This window comes from Streptomyces sp. BR123, assembly GCF_013401435.1.
GTDB lineage: Bacteria > Actinomycetota > Actinomycetes > Streptomycetales > Streptomycetaceae > Streptomyces.
Genome location: NZ_JACBGN010000097.1, coordinates 1 through 23,232, shown reverse-complemented (window position 1 = coordinate 23,232; position 23,232 = coordinate 1). Strand labels below are relative to the sequence as shown.

The 23,232-nt window shown below is 69.6% G+C and carries 26 protein-coding genes and 2 pseudogenes; 16 read left to right on the top strand and 12 right to left on the bottom strand.

Annotated elements, in window-relative coordinates; all coding sequences use genetic code 11:
• Window positions 1–41: 41 nt before the first annotated feature.
• On the top strand, window positions 42–1,145 hold the full coding sequence (locus HYE82_RS17315; RefSeq protein ID WP_179174978.1) for a nitric oxide synthase oxygenase: 1,104 nt from the start codon (window positions 42–44) through the stop codon (window positions 1,143–1,145).
• A gap of 213 nt (window positions 1,146–1,358) precedes the next feature.
• Here HYE82_RS17315 and HYE82_RS17310 read toward each other — a convergent pair whose 3' ends face one another.
• The gene (locus HYE82_RS17310; protein WP_179174976.1) at window positions 1,359–2,243 is read right to left on the bottom strand and encodes a S1 family peptidase; all 885 of its coding nucleotides are present in this window, start codon (window positions 2,241–2,243) and stop codon (window positions 1,359–1,361) included.
• A gap of 426 nt (window positions 2,244–2,669) precedes the next feature.
• Here HYE82_RS17310 and HYE82_RS17305 point away from each other — a divergent pair, with 426 nt between their 5' ends.
• Window positions 2,670–2,996 (top strand): GYD domain-containing protein, encoded by a 327-nt coding sequence (locus HYE82_RS17305; RefSeq protein WP_179174975.1) that lies wholly within the window; start codon window positions 2,670–2,672, stop codon window positions 2,994–2,996.
• Window positions 2,997–3,193: 197 nt separating this feature from the next.
• Here the strand turns inward: HYE82_RS17305 and HYE82_RS17300 are convergent, their stop codons facing one another.
• Window positions 3,194–3,604, bottom strand: coding sequence for a DUF6463 family protein (locus HYE82_RS17300; RefSeq protein ID WP_179174974.1), 411 nt, complete (start codon window positions 3,602–3,604; stop codon window positions 3,194–3,196).
• A gap of 174 nt (window positions 3,605–3,778) precedes the next feature.
• Here HYE82_RS17300 and HYE82_RS17295 point away from each other — a divergent pair, with 174 nt between their 5' ends.
• Complete coding sequence (locus HYE82_RS17295) at window positions 3,779–4,366, top strand: TetR/AcrR family transcriptional regulator (protein WP_179174973.1); 588 nt, start codon at window positions 3,779–3,781, stop codon at window positions 4,364–4,366.
• Window positions 4,367–4,454: 88 nt separating this feature from the next.
• Window positions 4,455–4,955 (top strand): hypothetical protein, encoded by a 501-nt coding sequence (locus HYE82_RS17290; protein WP_179174972.1) that lies wholly within the window; start codon window positions 4,455–4,457, stop codon window positions 4,953–4,955.
• 466 nt (window positions 4,956–5,421) lie between these two features.
• Here HYE82_RS17290 and HYE82_RS17285 read toward each other — a convergent pair whose 3' ends face one another.
• Both HYE82_RS17285 and HYE82_RS17280 read right to left on the bottom strand, forming a co-directional pair.
• The gene (locus HYE82_RS17285; RefSeq protein WP_179174971.1) at window positions 5,422–6,195 is read right to left on the bottom strand and encodes an MBL fold metallo-hydrolase; all 774 of its coding nucleotides are present in this window, start codon (window positions 6,193–6,195) and stop codon (window positions 5,422–5,424) included.
• A 123-nt stretch (window positions 6,196–6,318) separates the two neighbouring features.
• Window positions 6,319–7,299: a GlxA family transcriptional regulator gene (locus tag HYE82_RS17280; RefSeq protein WP_179174970.1), complete on the bottom strand. Its 981-nt coding sequence runs from the start codon at window positions 7,297–7,299 to the stop codon at window positions 6,319–6,321.
• A 518-nt stretch (window positions 7,300–7,817) separates the two neighbouring features.
• Here HYE82_RS17280 and HYE82_RS17275 point away from each other — a divergent pair.
• A complete protein-coding gene (locus tag HYE82_RS17275) occupies window positions 7,818–8,093 on the top strand; it encodes a hypothetical protein (RefSeq protein WP_179174969.1) in 276 nt (91 codons plus the stop codon).
• Between the two features lie 331 nt (window positions 8,094–8,424).
• On the opposite strand, the gene HYE82_RS17270 is transcribed toward HYE82_RS17275, so the two are convergent.
• Together HYE82_RS17270 and HYE82_RS17265 are read right to left on the bottom strand one after the other, a co-directional pair.
• Window positions 8,425–9,390: an ABC transporter permease subunit gene (locus tag HYE82_RS17270; RefSeq protein WP_179174968.1), complete on the bottom strand. Its 966-nt coding sequence runs from the start codon at window positions 9,388–9,390 to the stop codon at window positions 8,425–8,427.
• A complete protein-coding gene (locus tag HYE82_RS17265) occupies window positions 9,387–10,199 on the bottom strand; it encodes an ABC transporter ATP-binding protein (protein WP_179174967.1) in 813 nt (270 codons plus the stop codon). Before HYE82_RS17265 ends, HYE82_RS17270 begins: the two co-directional genes overlap by 4 nt.
• Window positions 10,200–10,379: 180 nt before the next feature.
• On the opposite strand from HYE82_RS17265, the gene HYE82_RS17260 reads away from it, so the two are divergent.
• The 6 genes from HYE82_RS17260 to HYE82_RS17235 all read left to right on the top strand — a co-directional run bounded on the left by HYE82_RS17260 (window position 10,380) and on the right by HYE82_RS17235 (window position 15,912).
• Window positions 10,380–11,621: a sensor histidine kinase gene (locus HYE82_RS17260; RefSeq protein ID WP_256987339.1), complete on the top strand. Its 1,242-nt coding sequence runs from the start codon at window positions 10,380–10,382 to the stop codon at window positions 11,619–11,621.
• Entirely contained in the window at window positions 11,618–12,292 is a 675-nt protein-coding gene (locus HYE82_RS17255) for a response regulator transcription factor (protein WP_256987338.1), read from the top strand. Before HYE82_RS17260 ends, HYE82_RS17255 begins: the two co-directional genes overlap by 4 nt.
• A 71-nt stretch (window positions 12,293–12,363) precedes the next feature.
• Window positions 12,364–12,930, top strand: a complete 567-nt coding sequence (locus HYE82_RS17250; RefSeq protein ID WP_309144347.1) for a response regulator transcription factor — start codon at window positions 12,364–12,366, stop codon at window positions 12,928–12,930.
• A gap of 141 nt (window positions 12,931–13,071) precedes the next feature.
• A complete protein-coding gene (locus tag HYE82_RS17245) occupies window positions 13,072–13,638 on the top strand; it encodes an Imm21 family immunity protein (RefSeq protein ID WP_179174965.1) in 567 nt (188 codons plus the stop codon).
• A 439-nt stretch (window positions 13,639–14,077) separates the two neighbouring features.
• Window positions 14,078–15,319, top strand: a complete 1,242-nt coding sequence (locus tag HYE82_RS17240) for a hypothetical protein (protein ID WP_179174964.1) — start codon at window positions 14,078–14,080, stop codon at window positions 15,317–15,319.
• Window positions 15,320–15,555: 236 nt separating this feature from the next.
• Entirely contained in the window at window positions 15,556–15,912 is a 357-nt protein-coding gene (locus HYE82_RS17235; RefSeq protein WP_179174963.1) for a hypothetical protein, read from the top strand.
• Here the strand turns inward: HYE82_RS17235 and HYE82_RS17230 are convergent.
• Entirely contained in the window at window positions 15,889–16,578 is a 690-nt protein-coding gene (locus HYE82_RS17230; RefSeq protein ID WP_179174962.1) for an Imm21 family immunity protein, read from the bottom strand. The genes HYE82_RS17235 and HYE82_RS17230 overlap by 24 nt on opposite strands.
• 921 nt (window positions 16,579–17,499) lie before the next feature.
• On the opposite strand from HYE82_RS17230, the gene HYE82_RS17225 reads away from it, so the two are divergent.
• The 3 genes from HYE82_RS17225 to HYE82_RS39540 all read left to right on the top strand — a co-directional run bounded on the left by HYE82_RS17225 (window position 17,500) and on the right by HYE82_RS39540 (window position 18,471).
• Window positions 17,500–17,703 carry an EF-hand domain-containing protein gene (locus HYE82_RS17225; RefSeq protein ID WP_179174961.1) on the top strand — a complete coding sequence of 68 codons (204 nt, stop codon included), beginning with the start codon at window positions 17,500–17,502 and terminating at the stop codon, window positions 17,701–17,703.
• 157 nt (window positions 17,704–17,860) lie between these two features.
• Window positions 17,861–17,998: a hypothetical protein gene (locus HYE82_RS38165; protein WP_256987334.1), complete on the top strand. Its 138-nt coding sequence runs from the start codon at window positions 17,861–17,863 to the stop codon at window positions 17,996–17,998.
• 164 nt (window positions 17,999–18,162) lie between these two features.
• Window positions 18,163–18,471 carry a transposase gene (locus HYE82_RS39540; protein ID WP_369009812.1) on the top strand — a complete coding sequence of 103 codons (309 nt, stop codon included), beginning with the start codon at window positions 18,163–18,165 and terminating at the stop codon, window positions 18,469–18,471.
• A 59-nt stretch (window positions 18,472–18,530) separates the two neighbouring features.
• On the opposite strand, the gene HYE82_RS17215 is transcribed toward HYE82_RS39540, so the two are convergent.
• The 5 genes and pseudogenes from HYE82_RS17215 to HYE82_RS17200 all read right to left on the bottom strand — a co-directional run bounded on the left by HYE82_RS17215 (window position 18,531) and on the right by HYE82_RS17200 (window position 21,844).
• Complete coding sequence (locus HYE82_RS17215) at window positions 18,531–18,761, bottom strand: hypothetical protein (protein WP_179174960.1); 231 nt, start codon at window positions 18,759–18,761, stop codon at window positions 18,531–18,533.
• 122 nt (window positions 18,762–18,883) lie between these two features.
• Window positions 18,884–19,015 (bottom strand): hypothetical protein, encoded by a 132-nt coding sequence (locus tag HYE82_RS38160; RefSeq protein WP_256987332.1) that lies wholly within the window; start codon window positions 19,013–19,015, stop codon window positions 18,884–18,886.
• 853 nt (window positions 19,016–19,868) lie between these two features.
• Window positions 19,869–20,009: pseudogene (locus tag HYE82_RS17210) on the bottom strand (SNF2-related protein); the annotation flags it as partial.
• A gap of 330 nt (window positions 20,010–20,339) precedes the next feature.
• On the bottom strand, window positions 20,340–21,035 hold the full coding sequence (locus HYE82_RS17205) for an NADPH-dependent F420 reductase (protein ID WP_256987340.1): 696 nt from the start codon (window positions 21,033–21,035) through the stop codon (window positions 20,340–20,342).
• Window positions 21,032–21,844, bottom strand: a complete 813-nt coding sequence (locus tag HYE82_RS17200) for an inositol monophosphatase (RefSeq protein WP_179174958.1) — start codon at window positions 21,842–21,844, stop codon at window positions 21,032–21,034. Before HYE82_RS17200 ends, HYE82_RS17205 begins: the two co-directional genes overlap by 4 nt.
• A 116-nt stretch (window positions 21,845–21,960) precedes the next feature.
• On the opposite strand from HYE82_RS17200, the gene HYE82_RS17195 reads away from it, so the two are divergent.
• A complete protein-coding gene (locus HYE82_RS17195) occupies window positions 21,961–22,905 on the top strand; it encodes a LysR family transcriptional regulator (protein WP_179174957.1) in 945 nt (314 codons plus the stop codon).
• Window positions 22,906–22,990: 85 nt separating this feature from the next.
• Window positions 22,991–23,098, top strand: a pseudogene (locus HYE82_RS17190) (MerR family transcriptional regulator); the annotation flags it as partial.
• Between the last annotated feature and the right edge of the window lie 134 nt (window positions 23,099–23,232).

Sequence of the window (23,232 nt, the reverse complement as noted above, 5' to 3'; positions counted from 1 at the left end):
GTCGGCGACTGTGCCCGTACCCGGCGCCTCCGGCCCCGCCGGTGGGACCGGAGGCGCCGGGTACGGGCACAGTCGCCGACCGGGACGAGGCTGAGGAGTTCCTGCGCCGGTTCCACACGGAACAGCCGGGCAGCCCCGTCCCCTTCCGCCTGCGCCTGGAGCAGGTCCGCGCCGCGATCGACGCCACGGGCACCTACCGGCACACCACCGCCGAACTCGCCCACGGTGCCCGCGTCGCGTGGCGCAACTCCAGCCGCTGTATCGGCCGCCTGTACTGGAACAGCCTGCGCGTCCTGGACCGCCGCGGCGCCACGGCCCCAGCGGACATCCACCGGCACTTGTGCACGCACCTGCGCCAGGCGACCAACGGCGGGCGGATCCGGCCGGTGATCTCGGTCTTCGCTCCGGACGCCCCCGGTCGACCCGGTCCGCGGGTGTGGAACGAGCAACTCATCCGATACGCCGGTCATCGCCGCGACGACGGCACCGTGCTCGGTGATCCGCGCACCGCCGACCTCACCGAGGCCGTTCGCCGCCTCGGCTGGCAAGCCCGCCCCCGGGGGCCGTTCGACGTCCTGCCCCTGGTCATCGAAACCTTCGACGACAAGCCACAGCTCTTCGAACTGCCAAAAGAGTTGGTCTTGGAGGTCGCCATAACCCACCCCGACGTCCCGCGCCTGGCCGAGCTGGGCCTGCGCTGGCATGCCGTACCCGTCATCTCCAACATGCGCCTGCGCATCGGGGGGATCGATTACCCCCTCGCCCCTTTCAACGGCTGGTACATGGGCACCGAGATTGCTGCCCGCAACCTCGTCGACGACGCCCGCTACAACCTGCTCCCCGCCGTCGCCGCCTGCCTCGGGCTCGATACCACCAGGGAATCCAGCCTGTGGCGCGACCGTGCCCTGGTCGAGCTCAACGTCGCCGTCCTGCACTCCTTCGAGGCCGCGGGCGTCCGGATCAGCGACCACCACGGGGAGTCCCGGCGCTTCCTCGACCACCTGGCCAGGGAGGAACGCCAGGGCCGCACCGTCCCCGCGGACTGGAGCTGGATCGTCCCCCCGCTCTCCGGCGGCATCACCCCCGTCTTCCACCGCTACTACGACAACGTCGACCAGCGCCCCAACTTCTACCCCCACCAGTGATGTCTGCCGGCGCTGGGTGACTGCCCGGGGCACCTCCCGCGGACGGGCCACGGGGCGGGGCGCAGGCTGAAGGACGGCTGGTGGTCCTCCTCCACGCTGTCGCGCCGGGCGACTGCCTGCCGACGTCGGGCGCCCCGGGGAACCTGATCACAAGGTATGAAGGATCGACCGGCGGGGCCGCCACCGGTTGACGGCCCCGCGCGGCGCCGTGGGTCAGGACAGGCTGACGTTGTACTTGGCGAGGGCCTCGCGGACCGGCTGGTAGAAGGTCGTGCCGCCGACGGAGCAGTTGCCGCTGCCGCCGGAGGTGATGCCGAGTGCCTTTGTGCCGTCGTAGAGCGCGCCGCCCGAGTCACCGGGCTCCGCGCACACATTGGTCTGGATCATGCCGCGGACCGTGCCGCCGCCGCTGTAGTGGACGGTCGCGTTGAGTGCGGTGACCGTACCGCTCTTGGTGCCCGTGGTCGAGCCGCTGCGCTTGACCGGCTCGCCCACGTAGGCGTCGGCGGCGGTGAAGCCGCCGGGGGAGCTGAGGGAAGCATTGTCGTAGCGGACGAGTGCGTAATCGTTGCCGGGGAAGCTGGAGCCCACGGTGGGGCCGATCAGCGTGCTCTGCGCGGAGTTGGTGAACCAGGTCTTGACGACGTTGCCGCAGTGCCCGGCGGTCAGGAAGTAGCGGGTGCTGCCACTGACCGCGTTGAACGCGGCCGAACACCGGTATCCGCCGCCGTAGATGGCGTCGCCCGGACCGAGCAGACGGGTGAACTTGCCCGGGGTGCGCTCGATGCGCAGTGCGCCGGCGTTCACGCCCGCTGCCTTCCTGATGCTCGCGAGGTCGGCCTCGGAGACGGTGCTGTCGGCCGTGACCACGACCCGCCCGCTTGCTGCGTCCGTGTACCACGCGGTGCCGCCGACGTCCGCGCCGAGCACCGCCTGGTCGACCGCGGCGAGTGCGGCCGCGCCGAAGGACTTGGGGGTGGCCGCCTGCGCGGTCGGCGCGGTGAGCACGGTGGCTGCCACCAGGCCAACGGCGGCGGCTGCGATCAGGGTGCGCCGGGTGGTGGGGGTGATGGGGGATGAGGTGCGCGTGTTCCTCACTGGTCTCCTCCTCGGAGCATCGGGGCCCGTGGGCGGTGGGCCCTGTGAGGCCCGTCAGGAATGGCGTGTTCCTGACAAGCGCTCTCGGGAGTATGCGGAAGGCCTTTCGTCCCGCACAAGACCGCGGACGCCGGACGAGCGCGTCCGGCTGTCTTCGTCGCTCTTGCGTGACGACTTGCATGTGAAGGCGGGTGGCGGCCCGGGCGACACCGTGAGGTGGCCGCTCAACAGACCCGGGTACTCCGGTGTGGTCACCACCCCGGTACGACAGATCCGAGGGAGCGACCCTCGTAGGGGGCGGCCCGCTCACCCGGCGACTGTGGGCCATGGCGGTCAGAGTCCCCGGCTGTTCGGGGGAACCGCGGGCCGCCCCGGTCCTCCCCTGCCGGGCGCGGGCATCGATTGGTGAAACGAAAGAGAGACACGATGCCCCTCTATCTGTCGAGGTTCAGCTACACGCCGCAGACTTGGGCGAGGCTGATCGGCCGCCCCGAGGACCGCGCACAGGCCGCCCGGTCGTACATCGAGTCCGTCGGTGGGAAGCTCCACGGCTTCTGGTACGCCTTCGGTACCCACGACGGCTACAACCTCTGGGAGGCTCCGGACAACGTGTCCATGGCCTCCGTTGCGCTGGCGATCAGCGGAGGTGGCGCGCTCAGCTCTTTTGAGACGACCGTTCTCCTGAGCATCGATGAAACGTTGGAGGCCCTGCGCAGAGCTGAGCAGATCCGGTATCGGGCTCCTGGCGAGTAGCGGTCCGGCGGGCGGCCTCGCTGCCTCGGCCGGCCCGTGTCGGGTCGACTGCATCCCACGGCATGGACCGTTCAGGTGCGCCGTGGATGTCCGTCCGGAAGGTACGCCCCGGACCGGCGCGCGGCTCCTCGCACCGCCTGCCCTCGGGTAGGGCCAGACGCGTGCGGGGCCAGTGGGCAGCCTGGCGCGGCCCGCGTTCACGCGCGTGGAAGCCGGGCCCCGGGCGCGGGGTTGGCGCGACGGGCGCGGCGGGTTCCGATCAGCAGCAGGGCGCACGCGAGCGCGAAGAGCGGCCAGGGCGTGAAGGGGAGGACCAGGGCGTCGACGGCGGTCCAGCTCCCGAGCGTCCAGGCGATGAAGGCCGGCGGGGTGATGCCGCGGCGGTCCAGCCACAGTACCGTCAGGCCGATCAGGACGAGCGGTATGCCGAAGCTGGCCAGGCTCAGCCAGTACGCGCTGCCCGCCGGGCTCATGTCGGCAAGGTCCTCGCTCCACAGTCCGCCGCTGAACCATGTCCCGGCGTGATGTCCGGCTCTCTGCACCGTCAGGGCACCGAGCGTGTGTGCGGTCCCGCAGAACGTGATGATCCAGCCAGCCCACTTGATCACCTGAAGTCTCCCTTTTTGTCGCGAAGCGTGCGACTTCATCGCAGTCGCCTCTGCGCAGCCGGGGCGCGCCATCCGGCACCATGTTTTCGATACTGACGTTTCGATACTCGCGTTCCGTATAATGCAGGCATGGCAATGAAAGGACAACGGGGTGGCCGCCCCCGAGACAGTCGCGTGGATCACAACATCCTGCAGGCCACGCGTGAGCTGATCGACGAGGTCGGCTACCCGGCCCTGACCGTCGACCAGGTCGCGGCGCACGCCGGGGTGGGCAAGGCGGCGATCTACCGCCGCTACGCTTCCAAGGCCGAGATGGCGTTCGTTGCCACCATGCATGAGCAGCCGCTGCCTCCATTGGCCGGCACCGGCTCCTTGCACGGGGATCTGCTGGCGCTGGTCCGCACGTTTCACGTGCGCATGGCCGCCCCGGCAGCCCGACAGCTGGCACCGGCCCTGATCAGCGAACTCGCCGTCAATCCCGAACTGAATACCCGGTTCCAGGACACCTTCCTGGCCGCCGAACAGGCCGCCTTCGCCGAAATCATCGAACAGGCCGTGGCACGCGGCGAGCTGGCCGGGACCATCGACCCCGCGATGGCTCACCTGCTGCTGCTCGGCTCCCTGGCGTCCGCCCTGTACATCCTCAACCTGCCCGTCGACGACCCGATGGTCACCGACCTGGCCGCCGCCGCCACAGCAGGAATCACCGCCCTGGCCGACAGGCACCACGGCGACCCCGGCGAAGCCGCCGAGCCGCGCTGACGGCGCCGCCTCTCCCGGCCGGCCGTCCGGGAGCCCGAGAACACCACCGGCCCTGCGCCGGTGCTCACCAGAGGAGGCCCAGACACCCATGCTGAACCCGCTCGACGCTCCAGCCGCGGTGTCAGCCGCAGCTGAACCGCTCGAGGAGCTGCTCGACGACTGCAATCATGTGTCGTCCATATACCTCTTCCATGTAGTCCCAGCGGCTTGGACGACCTCGGGTCATGACTGGATGAAGGGTCTCGCCCAAGCCGTGTATGACGCGGGGGCCAGTGGGCACCAGGTGCGAACGTCGGTCGCCCCGTTCGAGTCACCACAAGCCTGGCGGGACATTTTCCGGCGACAGGTGACCGAAGGGTTCATGCAGCCAGCCCACCGGTACTCCGACCCCAACCTGCGCACGCCCGTTGAGATCCGCCAGGCAGGCGAACTCGCCGATGGCATCGCCGACCTCATCGAGGCACATCTGGGGCCCGTCCGAAGCTCCGGCGACGTCGGCGGCCCGCACACGGGCGACATAGGGTGGCGCAACTTGCTGTTGGTCACCGGCAACTGGGCCACCATCCTGCATTTCGGGATCTGCGACTGACGGAACACGTCCCCGTCAACTGCGGCCACCTGCCTCAGCAAATCTCCTGCATGGCCTTCGTCGCCCCGTGGCTGCGCGGACTTCGGCAGGGCGTTGCTGACGTTCCGGGCCTTGTGGACCCAGCACCTTTGATGCCGGTCGGCCGCGAAGACCTCGGCGAGCGCCGCCCACACAGGCCCATCGCGCCGTCGCCGACGACCGGCGCAGGGTCGCGCATGCCACGTCGTCAGCAGTCTCGCAACACGTCGACCTACGACTCGCTGCACTCCCGCAGCCTCGGCCACCAGCGCGATCAGCTCCTTGGCGCCGCCCGGCCGCACCCCGAGAAGGACCAGCACGCACGAAAGCGCCTGCCCGATCCGGATTCTCGGATGGACCCGTTCGCTGACCGGCGTCCGGTCAGGCCGGCATGTCCCGCCACCCCCGCCTCGCCCACAGCGAGATCCGCGACGATGAACGGCGGTGGTCATGTCGGCAGGGTGCCGGACTCGTCCATGTCCGTGCGGGTGGTCAGGCGTCCGCGTGCGGCGAGGCGAGCGAGGCGGTGTTCCTCCCGGTTGGCCCAGCGTCGTACGCGGTCCGGGTTCAGCGGCGTTCCGTGGCCGACGTGCAGGCGGGTGGGGTTGAGCGCGAGCATTCTGCGGAGGCTTTCGAGGTTGCCGAGCGGGTCGTCGTGGAAGGGCGGGTTGGCGGGCTTGCCGGCGATGAGACCCATGAAGGAGTTGGCGACCAGGTCGCCAGCGACCAGGTCCCCCGTGTCGGTGATGACGGATACCGATCCGGCGGTGTGTCCGGGCGTGGGCATGATGCGGCCGGTGATGCCGAAATCGTCGAGGTCGGTTTCCCCGCGGAGCAGAATGCCGGGCTCAATCGGCTCGGCTCGGACGTGCAGCTTCCTGTTGCGGTTCATGAGGCGGCCCATGGGGCCGGTGGGCAGGTACGGGAGGCGGACACGGCCGGTTCGGTAGGGTTCGAGGTCGGCGACGTGGCCGGCGATGGGCGCGCCGGTCAGCCGGTGCAGCTCGGCCGCAGAGCCGAAGTGGTCGATGTGGCCGTGTGTGAGGACGATCAGTGCGATGTCCGACGGGTCGACTCCGTGGGCGGCGACTCGGTCGTGGATCCTGCGGGCGCTGCCGGGTGTTCCGGCGTCGACGATGACGGGACGCCGGTCCAGCAGCAGGTAGGCGTTGACCGCGTGTCTGCCGAGGACGGGGATCGGGATGATTTTCGTGGCGGGCATGGGCGCTCCTGGGGTGATTGGTTGTCGCTGTCGGGGCATGCGGCTGCCAGGCCAGGCGCCCGGGGTGGGCGTGGCCTTCTGTTCCTGGTGTGTGTCCGTGTTGAGGGGCTGGTGCGGCCGGGGCTAGCGGAAGCGCCGGCGGTACTCGGCGGGAGTCGTCCCCAGCCTGCGCTGGAAGGACCGGTGCAGCGTTTTCACCGAGCCCAGGCCGCTGTCGGCGGCGATCTCCGGAAGGCTCAGGTCGGTTTCCTCCAGCAGCCGGCGGGCCGCTTCGAGCCGTACGGTTTCCACGTACGAGGCGGGGGTGCTGCCCGTACGTCTGACGAACGTCCGTGAGAAATGGCGGGGGCTGAGGTTCAGGCGGGCGGCGAGCGCTTCGGTGGAGAGCTTTTCGCGTGGGTGCTCGGTTACCCACCTGCACAGTGCTTCCACCGGGTCATCGGGGGGAGTCTGGAGCGAGAGGGGAACGCTGAACTGGCTCTGGCCGCCCGAGCGCTTGACGTACATGACCATCATGCGGGCGGTGGCGAGCGCGACGGCCTGGCCGTGGTCCTCCGCCACCATCGCCAGGGCCATGTCCATCCCCGAGGTGACTCCCGCGCAGGTCCACACCTGCCCGGACCGGATGAAGATGGGGTCCGGATCGACGTCGATGTCCGGGTGGTCGGCGGCCAGCTGCGCGGCGGTGAGCCAGTGGGTCGTGGCCCGCCGCCCCCTCAGCAGTCCGGCGGCGGCGAGCAGGTGCGCGCCGGCGCAGATCGAGCCGATCCTTGGGGTCCGGGGTTCGCCCTGCCGCAGCCAGGCGGTGACTGTCTCGTCGATGACCGCCTCGAGCCCGTTTCCGGTGTGGATGATCGCTCCGGACACCAGCATGGTGTCGACCCTGCCCTCCACTTCCTGCAGGGTCAGGTCTGACATCAGCCGCACCCCGCTCGAGGTCGGTACCTCCCCTCCGGCCGCCGTCGCGATCTGGATCCGATAGCCCGGCTTCCCCGATTCCGCGAGCACCCGGGAGGCCACGGAGAACACCTCGGTGGGTCCCGTGACGTCGAGCAGCTCGACGCCGGGGAACGCAACGATGACGACTCTTCGTGGTGAGGGCATGCACTGATCATTGGCGCTATTGCTTGTGTCCGCAATGACGAGGTTGTCTCAGATCCGGCCATCGCCAAGGCCGGGCGCTGCCGCGCGGGAACTTCGCCCACGCCCTATTCCGCCGTTGGCCACGCAACTGCACACCTGGAAGCGGATGTTCGAGCAGCTCCGGGCCAAAGCCGACGGCAGGGACGACCGTGCCCTTGACTGCCGCGATGGCGCATTCGGCCTCCTCCACTGCGGCGAGGATGCGGTGCGTGTTCGAGGAGGGCGCGGCCGGCCTCCGTCAGGGAGACGGCTCGCCCGACGGGGCTCAGCGGGTCGACTCCCACGTCGCTTCTCGGAGCGGCTGGTTACCGGGACACAGCACCCGTGGTTCGACGGTCATGAGCCCCACAGAGCTGCACGCAGTTGACTCGGTCCACGGCCTGATCCTATTGTCCGCCTTGCGCGCGGTTGTGTCCGAAGGCGACAAAAGATGACCGGTTGCTATTGGATACTGCAGTCCGAGTAAGTGAGGGGCAGTTGTGGGGTTGCTGCTTTCGTACCTGATTATCTTCCTCGTCGAATGTGGCTTGATGGCGCTGCAGGTAATCGGTGCATCCCTGTTTCTGCTGAGTGTGGCTTTGCTTGTCCGTCGCTTCACCACTGCACGTAAGCGTCGGCCCGATGGCTACTTGTCGAAATTTGCGGCGATTTCACCATACTTGTTTGGCGGCATCGGCTTCTGCTTGCTGGTTTCTGCTTCAGTGGCACTCTCCATCGGGAAAGAATGGGGCATTTTCGGAACCTGGGTGATATAGGACCCAAACCGTCGACCGGTGTGGGCGCCTGCTGACCGACGGCAACGATGTACGGCAAACGCCGCGCCCACGACCGGATCTACTCGACGGGCACGTCGTCATGGCCGAGGGGGCAGGCCGCGGTGCCGACGCCCCGAGTGCCGTCCCGGCGGATGGGCCTTGCCCTTTCCGGTGCTCAGCCACATCGACGCAAACACCTCTCCGTAGGGCAACGTCGGCTCCCAAGACCGCAACCAGGGTCCTGGGAGCCGACCTCACCCACGGAGCCGCATCAACCAACGGATCCCGATGGATCCGGGCCCTTCCGTCATGTCGGGCGGCGGTCCGCTCCTCAGGTGAGACGGTGGCGCGTCCACCAGAAGCAGATGAGCCCGAGGAGCGCCACGAGGGCGAGGCACAGGCCGGATTCCATCCACTGGAGCGGCCACAGATGGGACCGCGGGTGGTGTTCGGCCCACTGGCCGGTGATTCCGTGCTGTGCGAGGCACTGCTGGAAGTCCTCCGCCCGCATGCACTGGGGCAGGTCCGCGACCCGCTGCCCCGAGGAGGTGACCAGGCCGTCGCCCAGCAGCCAGGAGTCGGCCAGCTCGTCCGACGCCTTCGTGTCCTGCCGCTGGGTGATGACCGTCGGCCACAGGGAGCTTCGTACCCGTTCCAGCGCGAGCAGCAGGCCCGCGCCGAGCGCCAGTGTCGCGCCCATGGCCGCCACCGTGCGTCGCAGCACCAGGCTGAGCGTGGCCCCGGCCATCAGCATGAGCAGCGCCTTGGCGACCGCCGCAGGGCCCATGACGTCGTACGGTATCCAGCCGTGCCACGGGAAGCGGCTGCCGAGGGGGCCGGCGACCTCGTGCCACCACCAGGTCACAGAGGCCGTGACCAGGCCGCTGACGAGGACCGTCAAGGTGACGGGGACGGCGAGTTTGACCAGGAACCAGCGGGTCCGCGTCACCGACTGGGAGAGCGCGGTGCGGTACGTGCCGGACTCCACCTCCGAGGCGAACAGCGGCCCGCCGAGGAAGAGCCCGAGCACGAGCGGGAGCAGCGCGAGGGCTTGAAGCGGCTGGCGCAGCGGGTACTGGTGTTCCTGCTGGAACGCGATCAGCGCGTCCGAGCACTGCCGGGAGTGCTCGGTGGCCGGGCTCGTACACCCGGCCAGCTGCTGCGTGACCGCGTCGGCCGCTCCGTACCGGCCGATCAGGAAGTAGCCGGCGAGGAGGACGGCTCCGGTGAGGAGCGCCCAGATGGCGGTGCGGTGCTGGCGTACGACGAGCCAGGTCACTCCTCGTACGAGCCTCACGCCGCCACCTCGGTCTGCTTCGGACGGGCGGCCGAGGTGATCACCGTCGGCAGGTCGGGGTCACGCAGATACGTCATGAGCAGGTGTTCCAGGGAGGGGGCGGGGCCGTCGCCGCCGGGGTGGTGGCCGGCGCGGAGCTCGTCGATGTCACCGGCGAGGCGAACCCGGCCGGCTCCGACGACGAGCAGGAAGTCGCAGGCGCCCGCCAGTTCGGAGACCACGTGCGAGGACAGCACGACGGTGGTGCCGTGGGCGGCGGCCTCGGCCAGCAGGAGCTGCGCCGTCTCGTGGCGCACCAGCGGGTCGAGGTCGGCCATGGGCTCGTCGAGCATCAGCAGCCGCGGGCGTTTGCCGAAGGCGAGGGCGAGGGCGACGCGGGTGCGCTGGCCGCCGGAGAGCGAGCCGACGCGGGCGCGGTGCGGGATGTTCCCGCCGGCGATGACGCGTTCGGCGGTCGCGCGGTCCCAGGCGGGGTTCATCTCGGCGCCCATGCGGAGGACCTCGGCGACCCGGAAGCCGCGGTAGAGCGGCTTGTCCTGGCTGAGCAGGGCGGTCGACCGGCGGGCGGCCGGGGCACCGGGCGGTGCGCCGAACACGCGGATCGAGCCCGCGGTGGGCGTGAGCAGGTCGGCGGCCAGGGACATCAGGGTGCTCTTGCCCGCGCCGTTGGGGCCGACGAGGGCGCAGACGCGGCCGACGGGGATCTGGAAGGTGCAGTCCTTCAGGGCCCAGCCGCGTGAGTAGCGGAGGCCGAGACCGACGGCGCGCACCGCAGGGGTGCCGGGCTCGGGTACCTGGTTCGTGTTCATGGCGTCGACGCTAGGAAGGGGAACCGGCCAGGGGCATCGGTGGAAGGTCGGCGACGGTCCCGACCTTCGGCCAGGGGGAACGGGCGTGCGCTGACCAAAGTATGTGGTCTGCCGACGAAGGTACGCGCGCAGGTACCGTTGTGCGATTTGTCCTTTTTGGCGCGCGTATCCTGTTGGCTCATGTCCCGAACCTCGCGCGAGCGGTCCATCGACCTCGCGGTCGTGGTCTTCGCCGCCGCCCTGTCGGTGGCACTGGCCGCCACCTTCACCAACCCCCTGCTCATGTTCCCCCGCACCTCCGTGGACATGGGCGCCCCCCTGCCGCAACCGCTGGAGGAGCTGCTCGGGTACCCCTACTACGGCACGGGGCCCGTCATCGGCGTGTGCGGGGCCCTGGCACTGTGGTGGCGGAGGCGTTGCCCGGTCCCCGTCACCGGGATCACCTTGGTGTTCGGGCTGATCTCGTCGGCGGTGACCGTCTCGGCGATGGTCGCGCTCTTCACCGTGGCGGCCCTGCGCCCCGTGCGCACGACCGTCTGGGTCGCGGCTGCGGCCGCACTGCCCGTACCGCTGGCATGGCTGCTCAACGAGGCGCCCAGGACCGGGCTCTCCGTCATGGGAACCCTGCTCATCGCCTGGACCCTGGTCGCCCTCTCCGTCGGGTGGGGCCTGTTCGTACGGTCGCGTCGGATGCTGGTCGCCTCGCTGACCGAGCGGGCGCGGCGGGCCGAAGAGGAAGCGGCGCGCCGGGCATCGGAGGCTCAGTTGCGGGCCCGTGAGGACATCGCGCGCGAGATGCACGACGTACTGGCGCACCGGCTGTCGCTGCTGAGCGTCCACGCCGGAGCCCTGGAGTTCAACAGGTCCCCGGACCCGGCCGACATCGGGCGGGCGGCCGGCGTGATCCGGGACAATGCCCACCAGGCGCTCCAGGACCTGCGGATGGTCATCGGCGTGCTGCGCACACCGGCGGGCGGGTCGGCTGCGGGCGATGACCGGGCGGAGGGGCCGGCCGAGGCGCCCCAACCCGTCCTCGCCGACCTCGAACGGCTCGCGCGGGAGTCCCGCACCGCCGGTATGCGGCTGCGGCTGGACGTGCGCGTCGAGGACCCGGACGCGGTACCGGACCTCGTGGGCCGCACCGTCTACCGCATCGTCCAGGAGGCGCTGACCAACGCCCGCAAGCACGCCCCGGGAGCCGACGTCCGCGTCGAGGTGAACGGAGAGCCCGGCAGCGGCCTCGACATCATCGTCCGCAATCCGGTCCCGGCGCAGCCGACACCTGCCGGATCCGGCATCCCGGGCTCCGGGCAGGGGCTCATCGGCCTGGCCGAGCGGGCGTCGCTGGCCGGAGGGCAACTGCGCCACGGCCCGACCGGCCGTGACTACCTCGTGCAGGCATGGCTACCGTGGTCGGCATGATCCGGGTACTCCTCGCCGACGACGATCCGCTGGTGCGCATGGGGCTGCGGCTGATGTTCGGCAGCGTCGACGACATCACCATCGTCGCGGAGGCCGCCGACGGCGAACAAGCCGTCGCCCTGAGCCGGGAACACACTCCCGACGTCGTCCTGCTCGACATCCGGATGCCCGTGATGGACGGGCTGGCCGCGACTCCCGCGCTGCGGTCCCTGCCGTCCCCACCCGCGATCGTCATCCTGACGACCTTCAACCCGGACGAGTACGTCGTACGGGCGCTGCGCGCCGGAGCGGCCGGGTTCCTGCTGAAGGACACCCCGCCGGCAGACATCATGGCCGCCGTGCACCGCGTGGCGGCCGGTGAACCCGTCCTGTCCCCGGCCGTGACCCAGCAGCTCATAGCCCGAGTGGCGGACCCGGCGTCCGAGGCAGCCGGGACCCGGTCGGGGGCGCGGATCCGGCTGGGGCGGCTGGCCGCGCGCGAGTACGACGTCGCGCTGGCCGTCGGGCAGGGCCGGACGAACGCCGAGATAGCCGCCCGACTCTACATGAGCATCCCCACCGTCAAGGCCCACGTGTCGAGCATCCTGGCCAAGCTCGACGTGACCAACCGGGTCCAGGTCGCCCTGATCGTCCACGACGCGGGCCTGGGCCGGCCGTCCGCCGGGGACTGAGACGTCATCTCGTTCGTGCGCGTCTGCGGTAGCAGGTGAGAGTGCAGGCGACGCCTGGCGAAGGCAAGGAAATCCTCGGCAACGCCTCGCACGAACTGCGTACGCCGCTGGTGCTGATGCCGACAGCGGCCGGGGCACGCGGCGACCGGGTCAGCGGTCTCGCCCTCGGGGCCGACGACCACCTCGCCAAGCCCTTCCACTTCCCGGAGCTGATTCTGCGCATCCGGTCCCCGGCCCGCCGCAGGCCGACCGCCCGCGCCCGCACGCTGCGCGCCGCCGGTCTCGAACTCGATCCGGTACGCCGGACCGCCCTGCCCGACGGCCGTCCGCTGGAGCTGTCCGTCAAGGCGTTCGCCGTCCTTGAGGCGTTGCTGCGCGCCGGTCCGGTCTTCCTGAGCACCGAGAAACTCCTGGAGCAGGTATGGGACGAGACCGCCGACCCGTTCACCGACACGGTGACCGTCACCATCGGCCGGGTGCGCCGCAAGCTGGGCAGCCCACCGGTCATCACGACGACGCCCGGGGTCGGCTGTCGCATCACCGCCGCTCCCACCGTCCGACAAGGCTCCGGTCGGCGGCCACTGTCCTGGCGGCGGCCCGCGCCGAACAGCGCCGGGGCCGGTGCGAAACCGCTGTGACGGACTACAGGACGGCGTGCACCGTCGGCGGAGCGGGCATGTCGTCCGGCATGGCCCCTGGCCGCCGCGTGTGCTGGATGGGACGGATCAAAGCGGTCCCCCGCCGCCGTCGATGTCACCACCCAGCTGTAGCTTTCCCGCATGGTCAAAGACGGGAACGGGGCGCGGGAGTGGATCGAGTCCGGGGGAGGACCGCTCATCGTGGTGCCCGAACAGGTCCTGACGTCCTGGCAGGGATGCGACTTCGAGTCGACCACGGGCGACGACGACTACAGCAGGGCCTGCGAGGTCGAGGGCTGCCTCGGCGTGATCCCCGTCGCACACGCTGCGGCCCTGGTTCTCGGGGAGCCCTGGTCAACCACCTACGTGCCCGAGCACGGCTGCTTCGTGTGCTGGATCGGCGCCGACTCGGAGGACGCCACGTTCGACAGCGTCGAGCAGGCGCTTGAGGCCGCGGCATGGGAGGCGGAGGTGCTGTGGGAGGTCCCGGGCCCGGTGGTCCTGCTGGACTCCGGATGGCCCGGCGTTCCAGAGCCCGACGCCGAATTCGACGACCCCGGCCGGCTGCGCATCGACTTGGAGGCGGGGCGCTATCTGGTCCGCGCCGCCCATGCCAAGCCCACGCCCAGAACGGCGATGGTCCTTGTCGGGCTTACGCGGCTCTCACCCGACGGGCCGGGAGTTTTGCCAGGGGACAACACGGAGTAGAACGAAGCCCTCCATCAAAAGCTGTACTCACCGTCTGGAGAACTGCGGCTGCGGGTGCCTTCTGTTCACTGCGGCCCCGTCAGGCGCGCCGGTGCTCAGTGGTCCCGACGCGGCAGCCTCATCCAGCGGCACCGAGGTCGGCATGCCAGCGTCCTCTCCTCAAGTCCTGACCCTGCGGCGGGCCCCGCCGGTGGCCGGGCCCGCCCGCGACCGCCCATCACCGCGCTCCGCCGTGTGCCGCCCGACCTGCGCCCTTTCCCGCGCACGAAGGGGCGATTGCGGCAACCCTGTGCGAGCTGCGCCGATGGAAGGCGATGCCAATGGGCCGTTCCTCCACGGCAATCGGCCAACCGTACCGGAGCCCCTGGTTCCCCCGGTGCCGCCCCTGTTAGCGTCCATGCCGAACCAACCTCGCAATACGGACCATTCGGGGTGTCATATGCGCAAGCCGTTGCAACGGCTCGGAATCCCGGCATTCTCCCTCTCCGTTCTCCTCATCGCGGCGGCCGTCTCGCCCGCCGCCCCGGCACCCGCCGAGTCCTCGGGCCGTGGTGCTCCGCTCTCCCAGGACGACCTCGACCGCATGACGGTCCAGCAGAAGCTGGACGTCCTCAACCCGTTGCGGCTGGTCGGCAGCGCCGTGCAGCAGGTCGGACGGGATCAGCGCCAGGACGTGTTCACGGGGGTACGCATCGCCCCGAGTCACCGTTCCGTCGAACTCTTCCTCACCGACGTCAACCAGAAGGACAGCTTCCTGGCCCGGGTCAAACGCCTGGAGCCCAAGGCGGACCTGCGCCTGGTCGACGTCAAGGCGGCACCCTCGACCCGCGTCGAACTGCGCAACCACATCAAGCAGCTGAAGGACCTCGGGCCGCAACTGCCCTTCGACATCCAGGGCATCGGCCACTCGGTGGACGGCACGCAGATCCAGGTCATGGCGAGCGACGCGGGTCGCGCCCAGGCGTACTTCGCCGCCGGGCCCGCCGCACTCCGCGGGAACGGCAAGCCAACGCCCCGCTACGAGGTCCTCCAGGGCCAGCCGCAGCGTGGCTCCCGCCCGCTCCTCTACACCCGCCAGAACGACTCCGCGCCCTACTATGCAGGCGCTGCCCTGGACAATGTCGGCAGCACGCTGGCGCGCTGCACCTCGGGCATCCCGGCGGTCAGCACCTGGGACGGCCGGCAGTGGCTGGTCACGGCCGGACACTGCTACGCGGAGGGGAACGCCGTCCACACCAACGGCGGCCGGTACGTCGGCAACGTCTGGCGCGTGCTGCCGCACGTGGACGCGGCGTTCATCGAGACGCCGACGTACCGCCGCACCTGGGACGGGTTCGACACGGCCGGTTACTCGCGCTATCTGAACGGCGTACGCAGCAACCTGGTGAACGACGAGGTCTGCCAGCTCGGCTACAACTCGCGGGTCGTGTGCGGCATCCGGGTGACGAACGTGGAGTACGACCACTTCGGTGTCATCACCACGGTCGGGGTGCAGAAGGACGGCTTCACGGCAGCCCGCGGAGGTGACAGCGGCGGCCCGGTGGTGACGGTCAACCACCCCGACTCGCGCCAACTGAACGGCATCATCCGCGGCGGCTGGCAGGGCTATCCTGCCTGGGTGGTGTGGGTGGACGTCTGGGACATCTTCAACGCCTTCGCGATCAAGCTCAATCCGTCCTGACGACGGAGCGATGGGCGGTCGGCGCCCGGTCCGGTTGCGGCAACCGCCGCCTCCGGACCGGGCGCCGCAGCGTCCTGAGTGGTGAGGGGAGCCGGACCGGGGGCGAAACAGGCGGTTGGGGCCCCCTCAGATCATCGTGCCGCCGGATCCCTTCACGAGGTACTTGTACACAAGTCGGAGGGCATGCCGGCTTCGGCGGCCCAACTGGGGCAGCCGCGGGCGTCGAGGGGCACCGCGTGCGCCGGACAGCCCGGCGCCGGAACGCTGCCGACGACGAAAGCCTGGTCGCCAGTGCGGCCGCGGTGACGCCGACGAGCCTGCTCTTTGATGTCGGCATGGAGAAGGTCCATTCGCCGGAGGTGATAATCCACCGCGTCGGCCGCTGCACCGTGAGTGTCGACGAAGCGGTCTCCTGGTTCGCCGACACCCGCTCCGGCGCCGTGGCCATGTTCACCGCAGCCGAGGAAACCGGGACCGGCTACCTGATGATCCGGGACATGAGCCACGACACATGGGACGCCAGCAGATCAGCGATGGGGAGCCGGAGGATTCGGCCCCCGTCGCCACCCTCAGGCGACGGCGGAACCACCTGAAGAGTCATGGACCGCCCTCTCCTCTGAGGCAGGGCGGAAGCGCACGAAGTCGACCTCGCTCGCGTTGGTGGCGAATTCGACTCGCCAGTGCCCAGGTCCGAGCTCGATGACGCCTACCCCGTCACCCGCTTCAATCTGTTCCGGATCGCCGGCCCCGGCGTAGGCAGAGTCGAACATGTAGAGGCGGCCGTCGGTCAGCGTGATGACGTCCACCCCGACAGAGTGCCAGCTGCTTGCGGAGATCGTCTTCGAATCGTCTTCGGCTTCGTCGATCGGATCGCGCATGAGGATCCCACCCTCGTTGTCCGCTTCGAACGACGCGACGGTCGCGCCGTCAAGGATCAGGACGGGCTGCCCCTGCACATCGACCCATCCGAAGCCCCCGAACGGCGTCCCCTCGAAGATCGGCGGATCGCACGCCCGGTCGTAGTCGCACTCCGGGCCGCCCGCATCGCCCCAGGTCCAGCCCTCGGTGACCTCAACGTCCACGGGAGGCAGAGTTCCCCGCCAGTGCTCAGCCGTCTCTGCCGGGACCACGATGATCGGTCCGCCGCCCGAACCCGTCCACGGCCGGCCGCGTTCATCAATATTGGACCGCATGAGTACCTCCGGCATGATCTGCGTACGCCGCACGTCCTCGTGCGGCAGCACAGGCAACATTTTCATGCACATGGCAATCCTGGGTGGGCCGGCAGGGCTCATGCGGCCAGAGCCTGTGGGACCACCCCGATACGCGGATCACGCTGGTGCTGGTCGGTGCGGGCAGCGAGCGGGGGCGCTGGCCCGGCCTTCGCAACTGGCATCGCGCATCGGCGCGTGGCAGGAGGCTCCACGCCTGGCCGGAGCGGAAGCAGCGGACATGATGACCGGCTTCCATCTGCTGTGGCACACCGTCCCGGCCCCGGATCCGACACGGATCAACCAGTCGTGCCCGCACGGCACGCTCACGGCCCGGGGCCGTGCGCCGGGGTACGAACCGTCGCTGACGACGCTGCGGGCACCATCCGCCGTGATCTGACACCGGGGGAGCCGGCCGGACCCGCGGGTGGTGATCGGGCGGCGCGCAAGCACGATGTGCTCCTGGCCCGGCCACGGGCTGGCGCAACCAGGTATGGCCGACCCACCCCATACAGGCCCCGGTGCTGGTCGACATCGACGACAGGGCCCGCAGGCCGTGGATCACCTGGTTCACCGACTAGGTCACCAACGCGACTACCGGCGTAGCCGTCACGCCCGGGCATCCGTCGCGGGAGTCGGTGCCGGCCGGGCTCCGTTCCGCGGTGCAGCGTGAGGAGCCCTACGGCCGTTCGGCCGTCTGCCGGAGAAGGCACGGGTGGACCGCGGCAAGGACTTCCTGCCGAGGACGGTGACCACCGTCCGAGATCGCGGGGAAACTTCATATGCCACCTTCACCCGGCCTTGGACAGCTGCTCGATCCGCTCCGGCGTCAGTGTGGTGGCCCGGGGAGGCGCTGGTTGGCGAGGCGGTCCCGTCCGAAGGCTTGGCCGCTAGCGTGGCGTTGATGGTGTGGCAGGGTGGTGGGACATGTGGGCCTTCGGGGTCCTCTGAACGCGAGAGAGGTATGTCATGAACGAGGCCGAACTCAGGGCGCTGTTCGACGAGATCGACACGGACGGTGACGGGCGGATCAACATCGTCGAACTGGCGGAGGGGTTCAAGGCCGAGGGCGCCCAGGGGCACCTCGCTGAAGAGGTCAAGAAGGCCATGACGGCCGACGTGAACCACGACGGGGTCCTCGACTTCGAAGAGTTCCGCACCCTGTTGAAGTAGCGGCAGGCCTGACAGCCCCCGTACGGACCCGGAAGGGCCGAACGGGGGCTGCCGGGTGCGGCTGACCGAGCCCGGGGTGGGCAAGTACCTGAGGCGGTGGGGGGGCTGTCCTTCCAGCGCCCGGACAAACGGGCCGTGGAGCAGGACCCGGAGGCCCGTGCGCCGCTGGCATGAGGAGGCCTGGCCTGCGATCCGGGCGAAGGCGAAGAAGGACGGCGGCGACGTCCTGTTAGCCGACCAGGTCGGCATCCGCTCCGACCAGGTCACCGGCCGCACCTGGGGCGAGAAGGGGTAGCCACCCGTGGTGCGGTGGAGCGGGAACCGGCTCTTGGTGAACGCGATGTCGGCGATCAGCACCAAGGGCCCGGATGCACTTCATGGTCTTCACCGAGAGCTTCACCGCCGAGGTGATGTGCCGCTTCCTGGACCGGCTCGCCGGCCACTTCGACCACAAGGTCCATCTCGTGGTCGACGGGCACTCCGCCCACCGCTCCCAAAAAGGTCCGCGACAGGCTCGCTGCCCACCCCGACGACGTCGAGCTGCACTTCCTGCCCCTGTACTCGCCCGAAATCAGCTCTGACGAGCTGGTCAACGCCGACCTCAAGCACAGCCTGCCCAAACAGCACCGAGCTCGCGATCAGGCCGAACTCGCCGCGGAGGGCCGCCGCTTCTTCCGTAGACGCCAGCGCCAGCCGCACATCGTCCGCGGCTACTTCGGCTGCCCACACGTCCGCTACGTCCTGGACGAGAACCCCATGAGTTTCTGATCAATAGAAGGACATCCGATGCCGGATCGCCGTCTGGAACACCGACCCCAAGCAGAAGACTAGTGCCGGCGGACCACCTCTGCGAGCGCGATCAGTTCCACACGCTGTTCGTCGGCCAGGCCTTCGCCCGTCATGCTGTTCATTGCCTCGCGGACCGCCTTCGCGATCTCCCACTTGCGGTGGTTGTTGTCCGTCAGGAACGGCATCAGTTCGCTGATCGGTGTGGTCGTCACTCCGGGCAGCAGCAACGGTTCCACCGCGCGCAGCAGCCTTTCCCGGTCCTCGCTCATCCATCCCCCACTTCTCGTTGGTCCCCGCCCGACGTTACCGGGCAACCTCTACGCCGGGCGGGCGTTCGGGTATACATCCCGTCCTGCACGACCGGTCCTGCCCCATACTGGAGGTGGGGCATCTACGGGGCGGCGTACGCCCGCGGCATGCGGATCACCCTCATCGTCTTCGGGTCGGCGGGTGCTGTGAGGGCCTGGGGGCTGATCACCTGGGTGCCGGTTTCATCCGCGGCCTGCGCGAGCATGTGCAGCACGCCGCGTACGACGCTCTCATCGATTCACTGCCGGTAGGCAGCTCCGGCCTGCCGTGCTCGTGCTACTCGGACCGTTCGGCAGTACGGGCTGCCGCCGATCCGTCATTCGCCGAGCCGCCCGTTTGACGTCTTCGAGTCTCGCGGCCAACGCGACGCGCACTGGGTGGCGGAATTCGAGGAGCCGTGCGCGGTCGTAGTCCGACGCGATGCCGTAGGGCAGTACGTTCGCACGGTTGATCGTGGAGCCGATCACGAGTGCGGAGTTGATCCGGGCCTGTACGCGGCCAACTCGTCTGGGCCCCACCCGTCGCCCCCGCAGCCGACAGGCGCGGTGGCCGGGGAGCCGGCGTCGCTCACTCCCACCACGCGGTGCAGGTAGCCGTCGAGATTCCCGAAGCAGTGCTGCTCGGCGTAGCTGAAGCAGCGCGCTCCCAACGCCGGCCAGGGCCCGGCGGCATCCGGATCGAGGGCAGGAGAGGGGCCGGAAACGTCTTGCCCAAGGTGATCCGGTGAGGCCCCACGGCCACACGCGGGCGGAAGGGGCGGCTCTGTGTGGTAGGGAGTGCATCAGCACTTCGTCGTCCTCGTTCGACCACGTGACCAGGAAGCCGAGGGTGCCCAGCGGCCAAGTCCGTACGGTCAGCTCGACGTCCTGAAGGACCCACTACGTCCTGCGCATCGGCGCCGTACCTCTGAACCGTCTGCCTGTACTTCCAGGCGGGCTCGCCGAAGAGGTCTTTGAAGTAGTCGTGACGGACAACAGCGCCATCCGACGGTAGGCGCTGTCCGCCACACGCGAGGTGAAGCCGTGCGATGTCGTCCCAGATCGGTTGGGCGGCAGCGGGCACCTTGAGCGGGCGATCTCGCGCTGCCAGTTCGTGATGAGGGAGGCCGGGCAGGCCACGAGGGTCGGGCCGGCGGCTTCGCCGGCCGTTTCGGCGCGGTGGAGGTGCAGGGCGATGGTCGTCAGCGTCTTGCCCAGGCCCATGTCGTCGGTGGCTTTGTTCACGCGATCGGGGTCTGGCCCAGCTTCTGTGGTGCGGCGCAGCCGCTCGGTGCATCGCGACGAGCGAGTGAGGGAATCTCCAGGCCGGCGGCTTGCCCCGAGTCGGACGTCGGCCCACAGGATCCGACACGACAAAAGTTGTGCCAGAACCGAGAATGGCAGTCGTTTGTCGGCGCTTCGGGAGTCGCCTCGCGTGTGGCAGACGTGATCATGTCGATGAGGGCGTCCTTGCAGCCCAGCGGGCGTTGTCCGTGCCAGCGCCCAGCTGCCTTGCACGAGCCCGCTACCTGGTTTTGGGCTGAACCCGGTCTTGGTGGGTCAGCGGGCGAGGGAGACGGCGAAGGGCTCAAAGCCCTGTCGACGCAGGATGTGGGGTACGACCAAGATCATGGCCTCGGTTGCGCGGGCTGTGGTGATGTCGCCGAGGTTCTCGATCCATGCAGGCTGCCAGCCCAGGTCGCCGAGCAGCCCGGCGACGGTCGTCTTCGCGTGTTCGTTGTTGCCCGAGAGATAGACGGTCGGTGAGGTGGCCAGGGTTTCGGGAGCGGTCATGACCATGAACAGCATGGTGTTGAGGGTCTTGACCACATGGGTGTCGGGGAGGGCGGCCTGGAGCTGTTCGGCGAGGCTGCTGCCGGGATAGCAGAGGTCGCCGGGCAGGCCGTCACCGGCGTCGCGGGTGGCGTTGGAGACGTCGATCAGAATCTTGCCGGCGAGTTCGGTTCGCAGGCTGGCCAGGCGGTCAAGGGCGCTGTCGCCGGGCGTCGCGTTGATCACGATGTCGGCGGTGCGGGCGGTGGTGCGCTGGTCGGCGAAGGATACGCGGGGGCCTGTGCCTTCGGCAGCTGCTGTGGTCTCTTCCGTCGGGCTCCGGCGGCCGAGGATGACGTGGTGTCCAGCCTCGGAGAGCTTGCGGGCGAGGTTGGTGCCCACGCGGCCGGCGCCCAGGATGCCGATGTTGGTCATGCGGTGATGCTCCTTGCGGTATGGGGAAGAGCGGAGACGTTCGGTCAGGCGATCGGCGAGAGGACCTTGAGGGCGGGTGCATGGATGCCGGGGGCGGCGGCCAGGAAGTCGCGACTGCCGGAGTTCCAGGGACGGCCCGCCAGGTCGGTGACGGTGCCTCCGGCTTCGGAGACCAGCAGGGCGCCGGCGACCAGGCCGGAGCGCACGTCGGAGAACTGCCAGAACGCGTCCATGCGTCCGGCGGCGACGTGGATGAGCTGCATCGTGGCGGGAACGGACACACGCACGACCAGGCCGTTGGTGAGCATGGCGGTGACTGAGTCACCGATCCGCCGGAAGGTGCGCTCGTCTTCGCCGGGCTTGGCCTGGCCGGTGCCGACGAGCGCGGCGCCCAGCTCGGTCTTGGCGGACACCTTCAGGGGTCGGTCGTTGAGGCGGGCACCGCCGCCGGCGACGGCGGTGTAGGTGTCGCCGGTCAGCGGCAGGTGGACGACGGTGAGTACCGGCCGGTTGTCGCGGACCAGGGTGGCGGTGACGGCCCAGTCCTCCATGCCGTGGACGTGGTTGATGTTGCCCTCGGCGGGGTCGACGACCCACCACTCCCCGGGCGGGAGCGCGCCGCCGGCCAGCTCGTCCTCTGCCCACTGCGACCCTCGCCGGGCCCGCAGCAGCGGTTCCCGCAGCACGGCCAGCACCGCGTAGTCGTTGGCGTGGATCTCCTCGACAACCTCGTCCAAAGTCACGCCCCGGGCGTGCGAGGTGTAGCGGTCGCGCAGCGTGACGCCGGCGGCCTTCACCGCGGCGGTCACGTCGGACAGGAGCGTCGCGTCGGCGTGGAAAGGCATGGCTGAGCTCATGGCTGGCTCCCCTGAGTTCGGTCGACGCGGGGCGGCTTGTCCGCGCCCGCACTTCGAAGTTAGGCCCCCAAACGGTTAACAACAAGTGCATGCTTTTCACTCATAGAGTTACTCTCATGCAACTCGATTTGAACTTGCTCACCGCATTGGACGCTCTGCTGGAAGAGGGCAGTGTCGCCGGAGCCGCAGCACGCCTCCACGTCACCGCACCGGCGATGAGCCGCTCCCTGGGCCGCATCCGCAAGGCCACGGGCGACCAGATCCTGGTCCGCACCGGCCGCACCATGGTCCCCACCCCCCGCGCATTGGCCATGCGCTCCCAGGTCCACGCCCTCGTCCAACAGGCCAACCAACTCCTGTCCGCGCAGCAGGAGCTCGACCCGGCGGCTCTGGAACGGGTCTTCACCGTGCGCTGGCACGACGCCCTGACCGCCGCTTGCGGCACCGCCCTGGTATCCGCCGTCCACCGCCAGGCCCCCGGCGTCCAGCTGCGCCTGCCCGCCGAACCCGGCACGGACACCCCCGAGCTGCGGCGGGGTGAGGTCGACCTCGAATCAAGCTCCAGCGCTCCGACGCTCCCCGACATCCGCCACCGCCTCGTCGGCAGGGACCGACTGGTCGTTGCCGTCCGCCCAGGCCACCCGCTCACCGAAGGCCCGCTGAGTCTCGAGCGCTACGCGGCCGTCGAACATCTCACCGTCTCGCGGCGCGGAAACCTGCGCGACCCGATCGATGACGCCTTGACCACGCGCGGCCTCGAACGACGCGTCGTCGCCGTCGGGCCCACCGCCGCCTTCGCTCTGCAACTCGCGCTCGGCAGCGACCTGGTCGTCACCCTTCCAGACGCGGTCACCCGCACGGCCCGGGAACAACTCGGCCTGGTCACGCTGCCGCCGCCACTCCAGTTGCCCGACGTTCCCCTGTACCTGCTGTGGCACCAGCGCTACGACGACGACCGCGCCCACACCTGGCTGCGAGACCTGGCCACCGGAACCGTCCAGGCACTATTCGCACCACCGACCGCCTCTCAACAGCCCCTCACCAACCGGACCGGGCAGTGACGGATGCGCCCGGGGAAAGGCCTGCGGCAGCTGACTCCCGTACTCGTGAGCACCGTCTTTTCGCCCGAGCGTGCGACGCTCGACTCGGGCCGAGTCCGACCGCGTGGATACCGGCGAGGAAGCACTCGACGACACCGTCGCCGTCGACGACCCGCGCGTCGCCGAGACGGCCGCCCAGCGCCACGCCTTCGAGAAGACCCTTGGGCTTGATCCGCTTTGACGGACATCAGTGATCAGGGGCTTCGGTCCCGGAAGGATGATGTCCATCATGGAGAGCATGGGGAAGAAGAAGCCTCGCCCTCGCCGCTCGTTCACGTCGGAGTTCAA